This is a genomic window from Pseudomonas sp. IT-P253, assembly GCF_949768125.1.
Taxonomy (GTDB): Bacteria; Pseudomonadota; Gammaproteobacteria; order Pseudomonadales; family Pseudomonadaceae; genus Aquipseudomonas.
Window position 1 is genome coordinate 17,028 of the sequence record NZ_CATKPT010000044.1, and the last position, 16,633, is coordinate 33,660.

Genomic DNA, 16,633 nt, shown 5'->3' on the forward strand with positions numbered 1-16,633 from the left:
GGAGTATGGCTGAATAACTGTCGATGGTTGTTCAAGTAAGGGGTGAAAGTCCTTGGAAACATGAAAAAAAAGTCATTTTCCGGCGGATGGTCGATCTTTTTCTGCGGACAAAAAGAACCCCGCCACAGGCGGGGTTCTTTGACTCGTTGTCTACGTCTGCGTCGACACTCAGCTGTGCAGGGTTTCGGCGGCGTACAACGTGTTTTCCAGCAGGCAGGCACGGGTCATCGGGCCAACGCCACCAGGAACTGGAGTGATCCAGCCAGCGCGGGGCAGGGCGGTTTCGTAGATCACGTCACCGACCAGTTTGCCGTCTTCCTGGCGGTTAATGCCGACGTCGATCACGATCGCGCCTTCCTTGATCCACTCACCCTTGACCAGCCCCGGCTTGCCGGCGGCGACCACCACCAGGTCGGCACGACCGACGTGGCCAGCCAGATCCTTGGTGAAGCGGTGGGTGACGGTCACGGTGCAACCCGCCAGCAGCAATTCCATCGCCATCGGGCGACCGACAATGTTGGACGCGCCAACAATGACAGCATCCATTCCGTAAAGATCGGCACCGGTGCTTTCCAGTAACGCCATGATGCCTTTTGGCGTGCACGGACGCAGCAGTGGAATACGCTGGGCCAGACGGCCGACGTTATAAGGATGGAAACCGTCGACGTCCTTGTCTGGACGAATGCGTTCCAGCAATTTGGAGGCATCCAGGTGTTCCGGTAAAGGAAGCTGAAGCAGAACGCCGTCGATCGCCGGGTCGTCGTTCAGGCGATCGATCAGATCGGTGAGTGCTTCTTGAGTGGTTTCGGAAGGCAGGTCGTAGGCTTGGGAAATGAAGCCGACCTCTTCGCAGTCTTTACGCTTGTGCGAGACATAAACCTGAGAGGCGGGATCGCTGCCGACCAGGATCACCGCGAGACCGGGGGTGCGCAGGCCTTGCTGGCGACGCTCGGTGACGCGTTTGGCGATCTGCTGGCGCAGGCTGGCGGCGATCGATTTGCCGTCGATTAGTTGTGCAGTCATTGCGCGTGATTAACCATCGAGAGGGGAAAAAAAGAGAACGCATTCTCGCATGTCATGAGGTGAGGGCAAAGGCGCTTGGTCTGCAAATTCCCCTAACCCCTTTAATTAAATGAATTTTTTTTAAAAAAGAGTTGACGACCTCCAGGCTCACCTATAACATTCGTCGCACTTGTCGGGCACAGCCTAGCACTGGTTAAGAAGGTCGAGCAGAGTTGATGTTTAATTCGGTGAGACTGAAAGCACTTAGTTTGTAATCGTCCAAGAATACAGATTAAAAAGGCGCCCGTAGCTCAGCTGGATAGAGCATCCGCCTTCTAAGCGGATGGTCGCAGGTTCGAGTCCTGCCGGGTGCGCCATTAGGCAGCTTTGGCACAAGTAACGCAACATGGCAATATGGTGGGCGTAGCTCAGTTGGTAGAGCACGGGATTGTGACTCCCGTTGTCGAGGGTTCGATCCCCTTCGTCCACCCCATATTTAGAAAGGCGCCAGATTAATAATCTGGCGCCTTTGCTTTAAAAGCTTGATGCGGATGTGGTGGAATTGGTAGACACACTGGATTTAGGTTCCAGCGCCGCAAGGTGTGAGAGTTCGAGTCTCTCCGTCCGCACCATTACAAATAGCTATTTAGATAGCAAAAAACGGCGCAGCACCTGAAAAGGGCTGCGCCGTTTTTGTTTTAGAAGTCGAATTTTTCAAAACGATCGCGGGTTCCGGATCGAGAGGGTGGGTTGGTTCGTCGCATTTGTGTTTCTCGATGATGCCGATTCGCCCGTCGGTCCCCTTGTGGGGTCGGCTGTCAGGGATGGATTGCCGAATCCTTCTATATATAGAAGGATTGTTGCAGGGCCCTGGCTTGATTGGCTGTATTTGCTAACAGGGCGAGGCACAACCGTTTGTCCCCGCCTATAAATTGCCTGCTGCGTTTTTACCCGTTTTCAGTAGGGTGACTTCTTGAGTTTGACCCACTAGAATGCATGCCCTTGATTCTGGGGTCGGAAACGGCCGGCTAACGTCTGTGCAACGAGGAATATCCATGCAAGTTTCTGTTGAAAATACTTCTGCTCTTGAGCGCCGCATGAGCATCACCGTGCCGGCTGAGCGCATCGAGACTCAGGTCAACAAGCGTCTGCAGCAGACTGCCCAAAAGGCCAAGATTGCTGGCTTCCGTCCAGGCAAAGTGCCTATGAGCGAAATCAAGCGCCGTTTTGGTGCCGATGCGCGTCAGGAAGCTGTCGGCGACGTCATTCAGTCCTCTTTCTACGAAGCTGTCGTTGAGCAGAAGCTGAACCCGGCTGGCGCTCCTTCGATCGAACCAAAATCGCTGGAAGCGGGCAAAGACCTGGAATACGTCGCTATTTTCGAAGTGTTCCCTGAGTTCACCGTTGCCGGTTTCGAAGGCATCACTGTCGAGCGTCTGAGCGCTGACGTAGCCGACGCCGATCTGGACAAAATGCTGGACGTGCTGCGCAAGCAGAACACCCGTTTCGAGGTGGCCGATCGCGCCGCTCAGAACGAAGACCAACTGAACATCGATTTCGTCGGCAAGGTTGACGGTGAAGTGTTCGCTGGCGGTTCTGCCAAAGGTACTCAGCTGGTGCTGGGTTCCGGTCGCATGATCCCTGGTTTCGAAGACGGTCTGGTCGGCGCCAAAGCCGGTGAAGAACGCGTTCTGAACCTGACCTTCCCAGAGGACTACCAGAACCTCGATCTGGCTGGCAAAACCGCTGAGTTCACAGTAACCGTGAACACTGTTTCCGAGCCAAAACTGCCAGAACTGAACGAAGAGTTCTTCGCTCAATTCGGCATCAAGGAAACCGGTCTGGAAGGCTTCCGCGCCGAAGTTCGCAAGAACATGGAGCGCGAACTGCGTCAGGCGATCAAATCCAAGGTCAAGAATCAGGTAATGGATGGTCTGCTGACCACCAACCCGATCGAAGTGCCTAAGGCTCTGCTGTCCAACGAAGTAGACCGTCTGCGCGTGCAGGCTGTTCAGCAGTTCGGCGGCAACATCAAGCCTGATCAACTGCCGGCCGAACTGTTCGAAGAACAAGCCAAGCGCCGCGTTGTCCTGGGTCTGATCGTGGCTGAAGTGGTCAAGCAATTCGACCTCAAGCCTGACGAAGCCCGCGTTCGTGAAATGATTCAGGAAATGGCTTCGGCCTACCAAGAGCCTGAGCAGGTCGTGTCCTGGTACTACAAGAACGACCAGCAGCTGAACGAAGTCCGTTCGGTTGTGCTGGAAGAACAAGTTGTGGATACTGTTCTGCAGAAGGCTAGCGTGACCGACAAATCGGTCTCTTACGAAGAAGCAGTCAAGCCGGTAGAAGCTCCACAAGCCGACTGATCGTTTTTGCTGTAAGAAGTACACACCATAAGCCAGCCTTCGTGCTGGCTTATGCGTATTCAAGACATAACTATTTGGGAGTGACTGCAGAGCATGTTCCGTAATTCGTATATTCAGCAGAACTCTGATATCCAGGTCGCAGGCGGCCTGGTCCCGATGGTTGTCGAGCAGTCTGCTCGTGGCGAGCGCGCTTACGACATTTACTCGCGCCTTCTCAAGGAGCGAGTGATTTTTCTGGTTGGTCCGGTAGAGGACTACATGGCCAACCTGATCTGTGCGCAACTGCTGTTCCTTGAAGCGGAAAACCCGGACAAGGACATCCATCTCTACATCAACTCCCCGGGCGGTTCGGTGACGGCGGGTATGTCGATCTATGACACCATGCAGTTCATCAAGCCAAATGTGTCGACCACCTGTATCGGTCAGGCGTGCAGCATGGGCGCGTTTCTGCTGACGGCAGGTGCCGCTGGCAAGCGTTACTGCTTGCCGAACTCGCGTGTGATGATTCACCAGCCATTGGGCGGTTTCCAGGGGCAGGCGTCGGATATCGAAATCCATGCCAAGGAAATCCTCTTCATTCGCGAACGTCTCAACACGCTGATGGCCCAGCATAGCGGGCACACTCTCGAAGAAATCGAGCGTGACACCAATCGCGATAACTTCATGAGTGCAGACGCCGCGCGTGAGTACGGGTTGATCGATGAAGTGATCAGCCAGCGCCCTGCTTAAAATAAGCAGCTCAAAAAGGGGTGGTCGGCTGCTCCGATCACCAGCGGGCTTGAAAAAGCCCGCAATAGCCTTCATCTTGTGTTGCAAGCCTATCGGATTTGGATCGAACGAATGACTGACACCCGCAACGGCGAGGACAACGGCAAGCTGCTCTATTGCTCCTTCTGCGGCAAAAGCCAGCATGAAGTGCGTAAGTTGATTGCCGGCCCCTCGGTCTTTATTTGCGACGAGTGCGTCGACCTGTGCAATGACATCATCCGTGAGGAGGTGCAGGAAGCCCAGGCCGAAAGCAACGCGCATAAATTGCCTTCGCCTAAAGAAATCAGCGGCATCCTTGATCAGTATGTGATTGGTCAGGAGCGTGCGAAAAAGGTTCTGGCCGTAGCGGTATACAACCACTACAAGCGTCTGAACCAACGCGACAAGAAAAGTGACGACGTCGAACTCGGCAAAAGCAACATCTTGCTGATCGGCCCGACAGGCTCGGGTAAAACCCTGCTTGCCGAAACACTGGCCCGCTTGTTGAACGTTCCGTTCACTATCGCCGACGCAACCACCCTCACCGAGGCGGGTTATGTGGGTGAAGATGTCGAGAACATTATTCAGAAGCTGCTGCAGAAGTGCGATTACGACGTAGAAAAAGCCCAGATGGGCATTGTCTATATCGATGAGATCGACAAGATCTCACGCAAGTCTGACAACCCGTCGATCACCCGGGACGTTTCCGGTGAAGGCGTGCAGCAGGCCCTGCTCAAGTTGATCGAAGGCACGGTCGCTTCCGTTCCGCCTCAAGGTGGTCGCAAGCATCCGCAGCAGGAGTTCCTTCAGGTCGACACCCGTAACATCCTGTTCATCTGTGGTGGTGCGTTCTCCGGTCTGGAAAAGGTTATTCAAAACCGTTCCACCCGTGGCGGCATCGGCTTCAACGCAGAAGTGCGCAGCAAGGAAGAAGGCAAGAAAGTCGGTGAGTCCCTGCGTGAAGTCGAACCTGACGATCTGGTCAAGTTCGGTCTGATCCCGGAGTTCGTCGGTCGTCTGCCCGTTCTTGCCACGCTGGACGAGCTTGATGAGGCTGCTTTGATGCAGATTCTCACCGAGCCGAAAAATGCTCTGACCAAACAGTATGCCAAGCTGTTCGAGATGGAAGGTGTGGACCTGGAATTCCGGGCCGACGCTCTGAAATCGGTCGCCAAACGTGCCCTGGAACGCAAGACCGGTGCCCGTGGACTGCGCTCGATTCTCGAAGGTGTATTGCTCGACACTATGTATGAAATTCCCTCGCAGTCCGAGGTGAGCAAAGTAGTGATCGATGAAAGCGTTATAGAAGGCAAGTCCAAGCCACTGTATATCTACGAAAACAGTGAGCCGGCTGCCAAGGCCGCGCCAGACGCTTAAGCGTCACGCAGCTGGAACAAAGAAGGGGCCTTCGGGCCCCTTTGCTTTTAGCGCGGTTTAACACAGTCTTTGCGCTTGTTTTTTTTCAAGGCAGCCCCCATCTTGGTTTCAAGCTTACATCCATCTGTTTACGGCCATATGGCCGCCGTAGAGGCGAAATCATGAAGACAACCATCGAATTGCCTCTCTTGCCATTGCGTGATGTTGTGGTTTATCCGCACATGGTTATCCCGCTGTTTGTGGGGCGCGAGAAATCCATCGAAGCCCTCGAGGCTGCGATGACGGGCGACAAGCAGATACTTCTGCTGGCTCAGAGAAACCCTGCTGACGACGACCCCGGTGAAGAAGCACTCTATCGCGTAGGTACAATCGCTACTGTCCTGCAGTTGCTCAAGCTGCCTGACGGCACGGTCAAGGTTCTGGTTGAAGGTGAGCAGCGGGGCGCTGTGGAGCGCTTCAGCGAAGTGGACGGCCACTGCCGTGCCGAAGTCTCATTGATCGACGAAGTCGACGCGCCTGAGCGCGAGTCGGAAGTGTTTGTCCGCAGCCTGCTGGCTCAATTCGAGCAATATGTGCAGCTGGGCAAGAAAGTCCCCGCTGAAGTCCTGTCGTCGCTCAACAGCATCGACGAGCCAGGCCGCCTGGTCGATACCATGGCTGCGCACATGGCCCTGAAGATCGAGCAGAAGCAGGAAATCCTCGAAATCATTGATTTGTCGGCCCGGGTCGAGCACGTTTTGGCGTTGCTGGATGCCGAGATCGATCTGCTGCAAGTCGAAAAACGGATTCGCGGCCGCGTCAAAAAACAAATGGAGCGCAGCCAGCGCGAGTACTACCTGAATGAGCAAATGAAGGCCATTCAGAAAGAACTCGGCGACAGCGACGAAGGCCACAACGAAATCGAAGAGCTGAAAAAGCGCATCGATGCCGCGGGTCTGCCGAAAGATGCCTTGGCCAAAGCCCAGGGTGAGCTGAACAAGCTCAAGCAAATGTCGCCAATGTCTGCTGAAGCGACCGTGGTGCGTTCTTACATCGACTGGCTGGTTCAGGTGCCGTGGAAGGCTCAGAGCAAAGTGCGCCTGGACCTGGCTCGCGCAGAGGACATCCTCGACGCCGACCATTACGGTCTGGAAGAAGTCAAAGAACGGATCCTCGAATACCTCGCCGTGCAAAAGCGCGTGAAGAAAATTCGTGGTCCGGTGTTGTGCCTGGTCGGTCCTCCCGGGGTGGGTAAAACCTCTCTGGCGGAGTCGATTGCTCATGCCACTAACCGCAAATTCGTGCGCATGGCCCTCGGTGGTGTGCGCGATGAAGCGGAAATTCGTGGTCATCGCCGTACTTATATCGGTTCGATGCCAGGAAGATTGATTCAAAAGATGACAAAGGTGGGTGTGCGCAACCCGCTGTTCCTGCTCGATGAAATCGACAAAATGGGCAGCGACATGCGTGGCGATCCGGCCTCTGCATTGCTGGAAGTGCTCGATCCGGAGCAGAACCACAACTTCAACGATCACTATCTGGAAGTCGACTACGACTTGTCCGATGTGATGTTCCTTTGCACCTCGAACTCCATGAACATCCCGCCGGCGCTGCTGGACCGGATGGAAGTGATTCGTCTGCCGGGTTACACCGAAGACGAGAAGATCAACATCGCCGTCAAATACCTTTCGCCCAAGCAGATTACGGCCAACGGCCTGAAAAAAGGCGAGCTGGAATTCGACGCCGAGGCGATTCGCGACATCATTCGTTACTACACCCGTGAAGCCGGTGTACGTGGCCTGGAGCGCCAGATCGCCAAGGTTTGCCGCAAGGCAGTCAAAGAGCACGCACTGGAAAAACGCTTCTCGGTGAAAGTGACTGCGGAGATGCTGGAACACTTCCTTGGCGTGCGTAAATTCCGTTACGGCCTGGCGGAATCGCAAGATCAGATCGGTCAGGTTACCGGGCTGGCATGGACTCAAGTGGGCGGCGAATTGCTAACCATCGAAGCCGCTGTCGTACCGGGCAAAGGCCAGTTGATCAAGACCGGTTCGCTGGGTGACGTGATGGTCGAGTCGATTACCGCAGCGTTGACCGTTGTCCGCAGTCGCGCGAAGAGCCTGGGGATTCCTCTGGACTTCCACGAGAAGCGCGACACGCATATCCATATGCCGGAAGGGGCGACCCCGAAGGACGGCCCTAGCGCCGGTGTAGGCATGTGCACGGCACTGGTATCGGCATTGACCGGGATCCCTGTGCGCGCGGATGTCGCCATGACGGGCGAAATCACATTGCGCGGTCAGGTATTGGCGATTGGCGGTCTTAAAGAAAAACTGCTCGCTGCTCACCGTGGCGGGATCAAGACCGTGATCATTCCTGAAGAGAACGTGCGCGATTTGAAGGAAATTCCCGACAATATCAAGCAGGATCTGCAGATTAAACCGGTTAAATGGATTGACGAGGTCCTGCAAATTGCGCTGCAATACGCGCCGGAGCCCTTGCCGGATGTGGTTCCAGAGATTGTTGCGAAGGATGAAAAGCGCGAGTCTGACTCTAAGGAAAGAATTAGCACGCATTAGTACGGATTTGCCTGAGGGGCTTTCTTGACAGCTTTTTAGAGCCCTTGTTATAAAGCGGCTCTTTCTTAGTGTCTGTAGGCCATTCAGCAGTTGTTTTTGTTTTCACCAAAAAACTTAGAATTATACTCAAATAGATATAAGGGGACTTAGAGTGAACAAGTCGGAACTGATTGATGCTATCGCTGCATCCGCTGATATCCCGAAAGCTGCTGCTGGCCGTGCGCTGGACGCTGTAATCGAATCCGTCACTGGCGCTCTCAAGGCTGGTGACTCTGTTGTTCTGGTTGGTTTCGGTACTTTCTCCGTAACTGATCGTCCAGCTCGCATTGGTCGTAACCCACAGACCGGTAAGACACTGGAAATTGCAGCCGCTAAAAAACCAGGTTTCAAAGCCGGTAAAGCGCTGAAAGAAGCTGTCAACTAAGTTCGATTCAGGTTTTTACCTATCCGGGTCGGGGTCATGCCTGACCTGGCAGCGGAGCGGTAGTCCAGTCGACAAGTCGCCGATCTGAGACCACCGAGGGTCGCCAGTTCGAACCCTCGGTCCGCTCCGCCAGTTACGAGAAGGCGCATCCTCGGATGCGCCTTTCTTCTATCCGGATTCTACCCACGCTCCACGGTTGCCTAATTTGAAGTTCAACCGTTTCTGGGGGACGCATGCTGCAGAATATCAGGGACAACTCACAAGGCTGGATTGCCAAGACCATCATTGGTGTCATCGTTGCGCTGATGGCTTTGACCGGTTTCGACGCCATCTTCAGGGCCACAAGGCACACCAATGATGCGGCCAAGGTCAACGGCGAAGAAATCAGCCAGAACGAGCTGAGCCAGGCGGTTGATATGCAACGTCGCCAGCTGATGCAACAACTGGGCAAGGATTTCGACGCTTCCTTGCTCGATGAAAAAATGCTGCGCGAATCGGCCCTCAAAGGCCTGATCGATCGCAAACTGCTGCTGCAAGGCGCAGAAAACTCGAAATTCGCTTTTTCCGAAGCTGCTTTGGATCAGGTGATCCTGCAAACGCCTGAGTTCCAGGTGGATGGCAAGTTCAGCTCTGACCGTTTCGATCAGGTCATTCGTCAACTTGGCTACAGCCGTATGCAATTCCGCCAGATGCTGGCTCAGGAAATGCTGATCGGTCAGTTGCGCGCTGGTTTGGCGGGTAGCGGTTTCGTCACTGATGCACAGGTGCTGGCGTTCGCCCGTCTGGAAAAACAGACCCGCGATTTCGCTTTCCTGAACGTCAAGGCTGACCCGGCGGCTGTGAAGCTGACCGACGATGAGGTCAAGGCCTACTACGACGAACACGCCAAGGAGTTCATGACGCCGGATCAGGTCGTCATTGATTACCTCGAATTGAAGAAGGCGTCCTTCTTCGATCAGGTCAGCGTCAAGGACGAAGACCTGCAAGCGGCGTATCAGAAAGAAATTGCGAACCTGTCCGAACAACGCCGGGCTGCGCACATTCTGATCGAAGTGAACGATAAAGTGACCGAGGCGCAAGCCAAGGCCAGGATCGAAGAGGTCCAGGCGCGTCTGGCCAAAGGTGAGAAATTCGAGGCTCTGGCCAAGGAATTCTCCCAGGATCCGGGTTCGGCGAACAACGGCGGTGACCTCGGTTATGCAGGTCCTGGCGTCTACGATCCAGCCTTCGAAAAAGCGCTGTATGCGTTGGCCAAGGATCAGGTTTCCGAACCGGTTCGCACCGATTTCGGTTTCCACCTGATCAAGTTGCTGGGTGTGGAAGCACCTGAAGTGCCGACGTTCGCCAGCCTGAAAGACAAACTGACCCGCGAGCTGAAAACCCAGCAGGTCGAGCAACGTTTTGTCGAGGCGACCAAGCAATTGGAAGACTCCACGTTCGAAGCGTCCGATCTGGCCCAGCCGGCGCAGGACCTGAAGCTGACGGTTCATACGTCCAAGCCGTTCGGTCGTGAAGGTGGCGAAGGTGTTGCGGCTAACCGTGCCGTGGTCACCGCGGCATTCAGTCCTGAAGTGCTGGATGAAGGTGCCAACAGCACCGCCATCGAGCTGGACCCTGAAACCGTGGTCGTGCTGCGAGCCAAGGAGCACCTGAAGCCTGCGCAACTGCCGCTTGAAAGCGTTAATGCGAGCATCCGCGTGCAATTGGCCAAGGAGCACGCCAGTGCCGCCGCCAAGACCAAGGCAGAAGAGCTGATTGTCAGCCTGCGCGAAGGCAAGACACCGCTGGACAAGGCGATCGACGGTCAGGCCTGGAAAGTAACCCAGGCAGCCACTCGTGGCCAGGAAGGGGTCGACCCTGCCGTGCTGCAAGCGCTGTTCCGCATGCCGAAGCCTGCAGCCAAGGACAAGCCAACCTTCAGCAACGTGACCCTGGCCGATGGTAGCCTGGTGATCGTGCGTCTGAATGCCGTGAATGAAGCAGCGGCGCCTACCGATGAAGAGAAGGCTCAATACCGTCGTTATCTCGCGTCGCGTATTGGCCAGCAAGACTTTGCGGCTTACCGCAAACAGTTGGAAAGCCAGGCCGATATCAAGCGTTTCTGATGTCAGACTGAGTTTTGCGCTAAACAAAGACCCCGGCCGAAAGGCCGGGGTCTTTTATTTTCCGTACGTCGTTTTTTTTGCGACATTCCCCGCAAACATGGGTCAATACCCGTGTAACTGTTTTAAGACACAATCGATGCGGCACTCAGCATCGATCTGTTGCACAATACGCCCCGGACCGTTTTCCTCAGGATGTTCAATGTTTAACTCATTTCCCATGCGTGTTGCCGGGCTGGCGTTGATGCTGGCCGCTGCGGCCGGTTGCTCGTCGAAAAAGTCCGCCGTCTATGAGCATGAGAACTTCAACGACTCCGGCACGTTTTCGCGCAGCTACCCGGTGACTGATGTGCAGACGTGCGAAGCCGCTCGTCGGGCATTGCTCAGCCAGGGCTACATCATTACCAGCGGCGACCCGAAACTGGTCAGCGGACACAAAAGCTTCCAGCAGACCGGCGAGACCCACATGGAGATCAGTTTCAGTGTGGTCTGTGCCGATGACGGCAGCGAGGGGCATCACGCCACCATGTTCGCCAACGCGCTGCAGGATCGTTATGCGCTGAAGAAGACCAACAACTCCGCCAGTGTCGGTGTGGGTGTACTGGGTTCGGTGTCGATGCCCATTGGCTCGTCCGACGACTCAATGGTCAAGGTCGCCAGCGAAACCGTATCCTCGGCCAAGTTCTACGAACGTTTCTTCACCCTGGTCGAGTTGTTCCTGCCGCCTGAAGCGAAGAAAGCCGCGCACATCATCGAGAAACCGAAAACCGATCTGGGTGTGCCAGAAGCCAAGGTTGCGCCGCCAGCGCCGACCCCGGCACCTGCGGCAGAACCTGCACCGACCCCAGCCGAATCCGCGCCTGTAGCATCGGAGCCAGTGGCTCCTGCGCCTGAAGCGGCGCCGATTGCCAAGACCGAAAACACCGAGTCGACGTCGTCCACGCAAGCCGTTACTCCACCGGCGAACCCGAGCAACATGGCGCCGCCGACCGAGCCGATTCCGGCCATGCCTGTCACCGGCCAGTAATCCGGCACCGGGTTACGGGTTCGGGTCAGACGATACCGAACCCGTAGCTGCGTTCAAGATTGATCTGCGTCAAGCCGGGCTGTTGTCCTACAGCCTGTATCGAAGAAATCCTGTGATAAATTCCTGACGGGCTGCTACTTTTTATCAAGTGGCTGCTTAGTGTCGTGCCTGCGTCATTTTTCGTTCACGTGGGCACTTTATGCTTGGAGCACTGGTCATTTATTCAGGCGATTTTTTAAACGAGCTGTGGGGGATTGAAAAATGGACGATTATCAAGAAGAGCTGCTCGAGTTTCAGGCGTTTGAACTGGACCCACTGGAACCGGCCGAAGATGCTACCGAGCTGTAGCATCAGGCGGATTGGCGATGACTGCGACGAAACTCGCCGGGTGTCTGGCCATTCCACCGTTTGAAGGCCCGTTGAAATGCTTCGGCTGAGGCAAAGCCGAGCAGGTAGGCGATTTCACCGAATGCCAGTTCGGTGTCGCGGATGTAGGTCATGGCCAGGTCGCGACGCGTGTCGTTGAGAATCGCCCGAAACTGCGTGCCTTCCTCGGCGAGTTTGCGGCGCAAGGTCCAGGTGGGCAGCTTCAGGCGGGCCGCCACTTCTTCCAGGTCGGGTTCCCGGCCACCATTGAGTAAGGGCCCCAGTAACTGAGTGATGCGTTCACGCAGGGTGCGGGTGCGTGTCAGCTGCTCCAGTTCCCGCTCACACAGTTGCAACAAGTGCCGCCAGGTGCTCGGGCAGTGCTCCGGGTTGCGCTGGGCGAGGCTTTGCAGGCTCAAGCGCAGTTGGTTGTGCTCGCAACCAAACTGAATCGGACAGTCGCCCAGCACCGCATAAGCCTCACGGTATTGCGGCGCTTCGAATTCGATCTCAATGCGTTCGGCACGTAGCGGGGCAGGGCTTACGCTGGATAACTGCTGCAACCAGCCCGCAAGGATCGAATCCACCACGAAGCGGTTATAGGCGTTATACGGGCTGATGGAGTAGAACCTCAGCCAGGCACCTTCGGCATCTTCGTGAAAGGACGATTGTCCCCGATAGTTGGAACCATACAAGGCTTCGAAGCGAATCAGGCAACGTGCCGCTTCTCGCACCGTCGGCGCCTGCGCGGCGGTGACCCCGGCCAGGCCTGCCTGGCTCAGGCGACTGAGCTGGCCCATGCGCAAACCCAGGGCAGGGTTGTCGGTCAGCTGAATGGCGCCGTGGCCCAGGCGCATGTAGCGTGGGATCGAAAGCCGGGCGCCGCCTTCGCCAAGGCGTGCTGCGTCCAGGCCATATTGTTCAAGCAGTGGCAATGGGTCGACGCCGTGACTGCGCACGGCATCGGCGAGGCTATGGACGAAGCCTACCGAAAGATCACCGAGACGCATCGGCAGCGGTTTCATTGTCTACAACCAGAGATTCAGCAGACGTGCACCACGTGCGTTGCCGTCGGCAAATTGCTGTCCGTTGCTGCTGAGAAAGCTTTGGCCGGCGCTGCCCTGATCCCAGAACTGTCCTCTCAGGAACACGCTCATGCCGGCGATCGCCTGACTGCTGGGCGGTTGAGCGGTGAGGGTCAGGCGATGCCAGGCCTGGCCTTCGCTGAGCTCACCAGCCTTGAGGCTGACCGAGGTTGGCGTCAACAGCCCCTTGTAGCCGCGCCACGGTTTGTCCCACGTGCCGTGCCCGCTGACGTAGGCCGGGACCGCCACCAATTGCGCGCCCTGATCGTCGAGCTTGCGGTAGTTGTCGGGGTACCAGCTGTCGCTGCCGATCAACACACCCAGGCGCCCGGCCGGGGTGTCGACGACATTGAGCGTGTGCTCGCCATTGGCCTCGATGACGTCATTGTCATCGAAAACTGGATGCATCTGACGCTGGGGCTGGCCGATGGGCAGGCCATCACGGCCGAATACCACGCTGCTGTTGAACAGCGCGCCTCGGCCGATTTTCAGGGTGCCGTCGATGACGCTGGGGTCGGGCAGCACAATGGAACCCGCCACCAGTGTTACGTGAAACTCTTTCGCCAGACCACCGAACAGCGCCTGGTAATCCTTGGCCATGCCCTTGGCTTTCATCCGTAAGTGAGCGTCGTCCAGTCGGCTGTCGCCCTTGGCGCTGATCAACGCGCGAAGGAACTTCCAGGGGTTGCTCACCGCCAGCCAGTTCATGGCTTCTTTGAGCGTGGTGGCCTGGTACAGCTCATCTTTCTCGCCGCTGACCATCAGCCAGGTGCCGACATGTTCCGGCAATACGACGATGGTTTTTTCATTCAGCAAGCCCTGATCCTGCGCCTTCTGCAAGTAAGCAGCGAGTTTGCGGTGCAAGTGTTCGGGACTTTGATAGTCGGTGGGAAACAGCTCGGGCTGGATGCCCAGCAGGTTGCCGCGGTCGGCGGGCGTACCCTGATCCACCGCCAGATTGATTCGCAGGTCTGACAAGTAATGACCCACCGGACGGTCCGCGGCCCACATCGCGTAGGTCGTTAGGGCGGCGATCAAGGCCATGGAGCAGGTCAGGTACAGAAGTTTGCGCATGGGAAAGCAATCAACAGCCGTGTGCAGGGTTCGCGACTAGGGTAGGGCTCATGCCGGCGCTTGCCAAGGGTTGCTGCGCATTTGGATCAATAAGTTGTCAGTTACGGTCATTGAGCGACAGCGGCACGGCTCTTAGTCTGTCGAACATGACTGACAGGGGCCGTAGAACCAGTTAAGCCGTAACGCGATCTGTAGCCGCTGGCGAAGCCTGCGTTCGGCTGCGCAGCAGTCGTGAAGCCTGAGCGCAAGGTCTTCCTGAAACACCACGCCGCCTGATTTCACGACTGCTACGCAGCCGAACGCAGGCTTCGCCAGCTGCTACAAGGGGCGTGTTTCGCCTGAGATTTATTAACTGACTGGCATTAGCCGTAGAGCCCCTGCACTTTTTCCGTGATCGCTTGTTGTGGAGTTACCGATGGCCGCCGCTCATTACCCGCACCTGTTGGCCCCGCTGGACCTGGGTTTTACCACGTTGCGCAACCGCACCCTGATGGGTTCGATGCACACCGGACTTGAGGAAAAGCCCGGTGGCTTTGAACGCATGGCGGCGTACTTTGCCGAACGTGCCCGCGGCGGTGTCGGCCTGATGGTGACCGGCGGCATTGGTCCGAACGACGAGGGCGGCGTTTATTCCGGCGCGGCCAAGTTGACGACCGAAGAAGAAGCGCTCAAGCACCAGATCGTGACCCGTGCAGTGCACGAGGCGGGCGGCAAGATCTGCATGCAGATCCTTCATGCTGGTCGTTATGCCTACAGCCCGAAGCAGGTTGCACCGAGCGCCATTCAGGCACCGATCAACCCGTTCAAGCCCAAAGAGCTGGACGAGGAAGGCATCGAGAAGCAGATCAGAGATTTCGTCACCTGTTCGTCCCTGGCGCAAAAAGCCGAATACGACGGTGTCGAAATCATGGGCTCCGAGGGTTATTTCATTAACCAGTTCCTCGCGGCTCACACCAACCACCGTACCGACCGTTGGGGCGGCAGCTACGAAAACCGCATGCGCTTGCCGGTGGAAATCGTTCGCCGGGTACGTGAAGCAGTGGGGCCCAACTTCATTATTATCTTCCGCCTGTCGATGCTCGACCTGGTGGAAGGCGGCAGCACCTGGGAAGAAATCGTGACGCTGGCCAAGGCCATCGAACAAGCCGGTGCGACCCTCATCAACACGGGGATCGGCTGGCACGAAGCGCGGATTCCGACCATCGCAACCAAGGTGCCGCGTGCGGCGTTCAGCAAAGTCACGGCCAAGCTGCGTGGCTCGGTGAACATTCCGCTGATCACCACCAACCGCATCAATACCCCTGAAGTCGCCGAGCAGATTCTGGCCGAAGGCGATGCCGACATGGTCTCGATGGCACGGCCGTTCCTCGCCGACCCGGACTTCGTCAATAAGGCGGCCGCTGGGCGTGCCGATGAAATCAACACCTGCATCGGCTGCAACCAGGCCTGCCTCGATCACACCTTCGGCGGCAAGCTGACCAGCTGCCTGGTGAACCCGCGGGCTTGCCATGAAACCGAGCTCAACTATCTGCCGGTGCAGCAGATCAAGAAAATTGCCGTGGTTGGCGCGGGTCCTGCGGGTTTGTCCGCCGCCACTGTGGCTGCCGAACGTGGTCATCAGGTGACGCTGTTCGATTCAGCCAGCGAAATCGGCGGTCAGTTCAACATCGCCAAGCGTGTACCCGGCAAGGAAGAGTTCTTCGAAACCTTGCGCTATTTCAACCGCAAACTGCAGACCACCAACGTTGAGCTGTGCCTGAACACCCGCGTCGATGTGGCGAAACTGGTTGAAGGCGGATACGACGAGATCATTCTCGCCACGGGCATTGCCCCGAGAACTCCGGCGATTGCCGGCGTAGAGAACGCCAAGGTGTTGAGTTATCTCGACGTGATCCTCGAGCGCAAACCGGTGGGCAAGCGTGTCGCGGTGATCGGTGCCGGTGGTATCGGTTTCGACGTGTCGGAGTTCCTGGTCCATCAAGGCGTTGCGACCAGCCTGGACCGTGAAGCGTTCTGGAAAGAGTGGGGCATCGATACGCACCTTGAAGCACGCGGTGGTGTTGCCGGCGTCAAAGCTGAACCGCATGCACCGGCCCGTGAAGTGTTTCTGCTGCAACGCAAAACATCCAAGGTCGGCGACGGCCTGGGCAAGACCACTGGCTGGATTCACCGCGCCGGTCTGAAGAACAAGCAAGTGCAGATGCTCAATAGCGTCGAGTACCTGAAGATTGACGACGAAGGCTTGCACATCCGCATCGGCGAAACCGGCGAGCCGCAAGTGCTGGCGGTGGACAACATCGTGATCTGCGCGGGGCAGGATCCACTGCGTGAACTGCAAGACGGCCTGGTGGCTGCGGGGTTGAATGTGCATTTGGTTGGCGGCGCGGACGTGGCGGCAGAGCTGGATGCCAAACGGGCGATCAACCAGGGTTCGCGGTTGGCTGCCGAGTTGTAATACGCAGGCCAAGCGTGCCAATGGCTTTCGCGAGCAGGCTCGCTCCCACA

11 protein-coding genes and 3 tRNA genes are annotated in these 16,633 nt (G+C 56.8%); 11 read left to right on the top strand and 3 right to left on the bottom strand.

Annotated elements, in window-relative coordinates:
• Positions 1-168: 168 nt before the first annotated feature.
• Positions 169-1,023: a bifunctional methylenetetrahydrofolate dehydrogenase/methenyltetrahydrofolate cyclohydrolase FolD gene (gene folD, locus ACM6IR_RS20545; protein ID WP_414909396.1), complete on the bottom strand. Its 855-nt coding sequence runs from the start codon at positions 1,021-1,023 to the stop codon at positions 169-171.
• Positions 1,024-1,302: 279 nt separating this feature from the next.
• Here folD and ACM6IR_RS20550 point away from each other — a divergent pair.
• From ACM6IR_RS20550 to ACM6IR_RS20595, 10 genes are all read left to right on the top strand, one after another.
• A tRNA-Arg gene (locus ACM6IR_RS20550) sits at positions 1,303-1,379 on the top strand.
• 40 nt (positions 1,380-1,419) lie between these two features.
• Positions 1,420-1,495 (top strand) — tRNA-His (locus ACM6IR_RS20555).
• Between the two features lie 54 nt (positions 1,496-1,549).
• Positions 1,550-1,634: transfer RNA gene (locus tag ACM6IR_RS20560), tRNA-Leu, on the top strand.
• Between the two features lie 423 nt (positions 1,635-2,057).
• On the top strand, positions 2,058-3,368 hold the full coding sequence (gene tig, locus ACM6IR_RS20565) for a trigger factor (protein ID WP_414909397.1): 1,311 nt from the start codon (positions 2,058-2,060) through the stop codon (positions 3,366-3,368).
• Between the two features lie 93 nt (positions 3,369-3,461).
• The gene (gene clpP / locus ACM6IR_RS20570; protein ID WP_414909398.1) at positions 3,462-4,097 is read left to right on the top strand and encodes an ATP-dependent Clp endopeptidase proteolytic subunit ClpP; all 636 of its coding nucleotides are present in this window, start codon (positions 3,462-3,464) and stop codon (positions 4,095-4,097) included.
• Between the two features lie 111 nt (positions 4,098-4,208).
• Positions 4,209-5,492 (top strand): ATP-dependent Clp protease ATP-binding subunit ClpX, encoded by a 1,284-nt coding sequence (clpX, locus tag ACM6IR_RS20575; protein ID WP_414909399.1) that lies wholly within the window; start codon positions 4,209-4,211, stop codon positions 5,490-5,492.
• A gap of 161 nt (positions 5,493-5,653) precedes the next feature.
• Complete coding sequence (lon, locus tag ACM6IR_RS20580) at positions 5,654-8,050, top strand: endopeptidase La (RefSeq protein ID WP_414909400.1); 2,397 nt, start codon at positions 5,654-5,656, stop codon at positions 8,048-8,050.
• 151 nt (positions 8,051-8,201) lie between these two features.
• Positions 8,202-8,474 (top strand): HU family DNA-binding protein, encoded by a 273-nt coding sequence (locus ACM6IR_RS20585; RefSeq protein ID WP_002552737.1) that lies wholly within the window; start codon positions 8,202-8,204, stop codon positions 8,472-8,474.
• 233 nt (positions 8,475-8,707) lie between these two features.
• On the top strand, positions 8,708-10,579 hold the full coding sequence (locus ACM6IR_RS20590) for a SurA N-terminal domain-containing protein (protein ID WP_414909401.1): 1,872 nt from the start codon (positions 8,708-8,710) through the stop codon (positions 10,577-10,579).
• 199 nt (positions 10,580-10,778) lie between these two features.
• Positions 10,779-11,603, top strand: coding sequence for a DUF2242 domain-containing protein (locus ACM6IR_RS20595; RefSeq protein WP_414909402.1), 825 nt, complete (start codon positions 10,779-10,781; stop codon positions 11,601-11,603).
• A 350-nt stretch (positions 11,604-11,953) separates the two neighbouring features.
• On the opposite strand, the gene ACM6IR_RS20600 is transcribed toward ACM6IR_RS20595, so the two are convergent.
• A complete protein-coding gene (locus ACM6IR_RS20600; protein WP_414909403.1) occupies positions 11,954-12,994 on the bottom strand; it encodes an AraC family transcriptional regulator in 1,041 nt (346 codons plus the stop codon).
• Positions 12,995-12,997: 3 nt separating this feature from the next.
• Positions 12,998-14,128, bottom strand: a complete 1,131-nt coding sequence (locus ACM6IR_RS20605) for a nitrilase-related carbon-nitrogen hydrolase (protein WP_414909404.1) — start codon at positions 14,126-14,128, stop codon at positions 12,998-13,000.
• 415 nt (positions 14,129-14,543) lie between these two features.
• Between ACM6IR_RS20605 and ACM6IR_RS20610 the strand changes: the two genes are divergently transcribed.
• Positions 14,544-16,583: an FAD-dependent oxidoreductase gene (locus ACM6IR_RS20610; RefSeq protein WP_414909405.1), complete on the top strand. Its 2,040-nt coding sequence runs from the start codon at positions 14,544-14,546 to the stop codon at positions 16,581-16,583.
• The last annotated feature ends 50 nt before the right edge of the window (positions 16,584-16,633 follow it).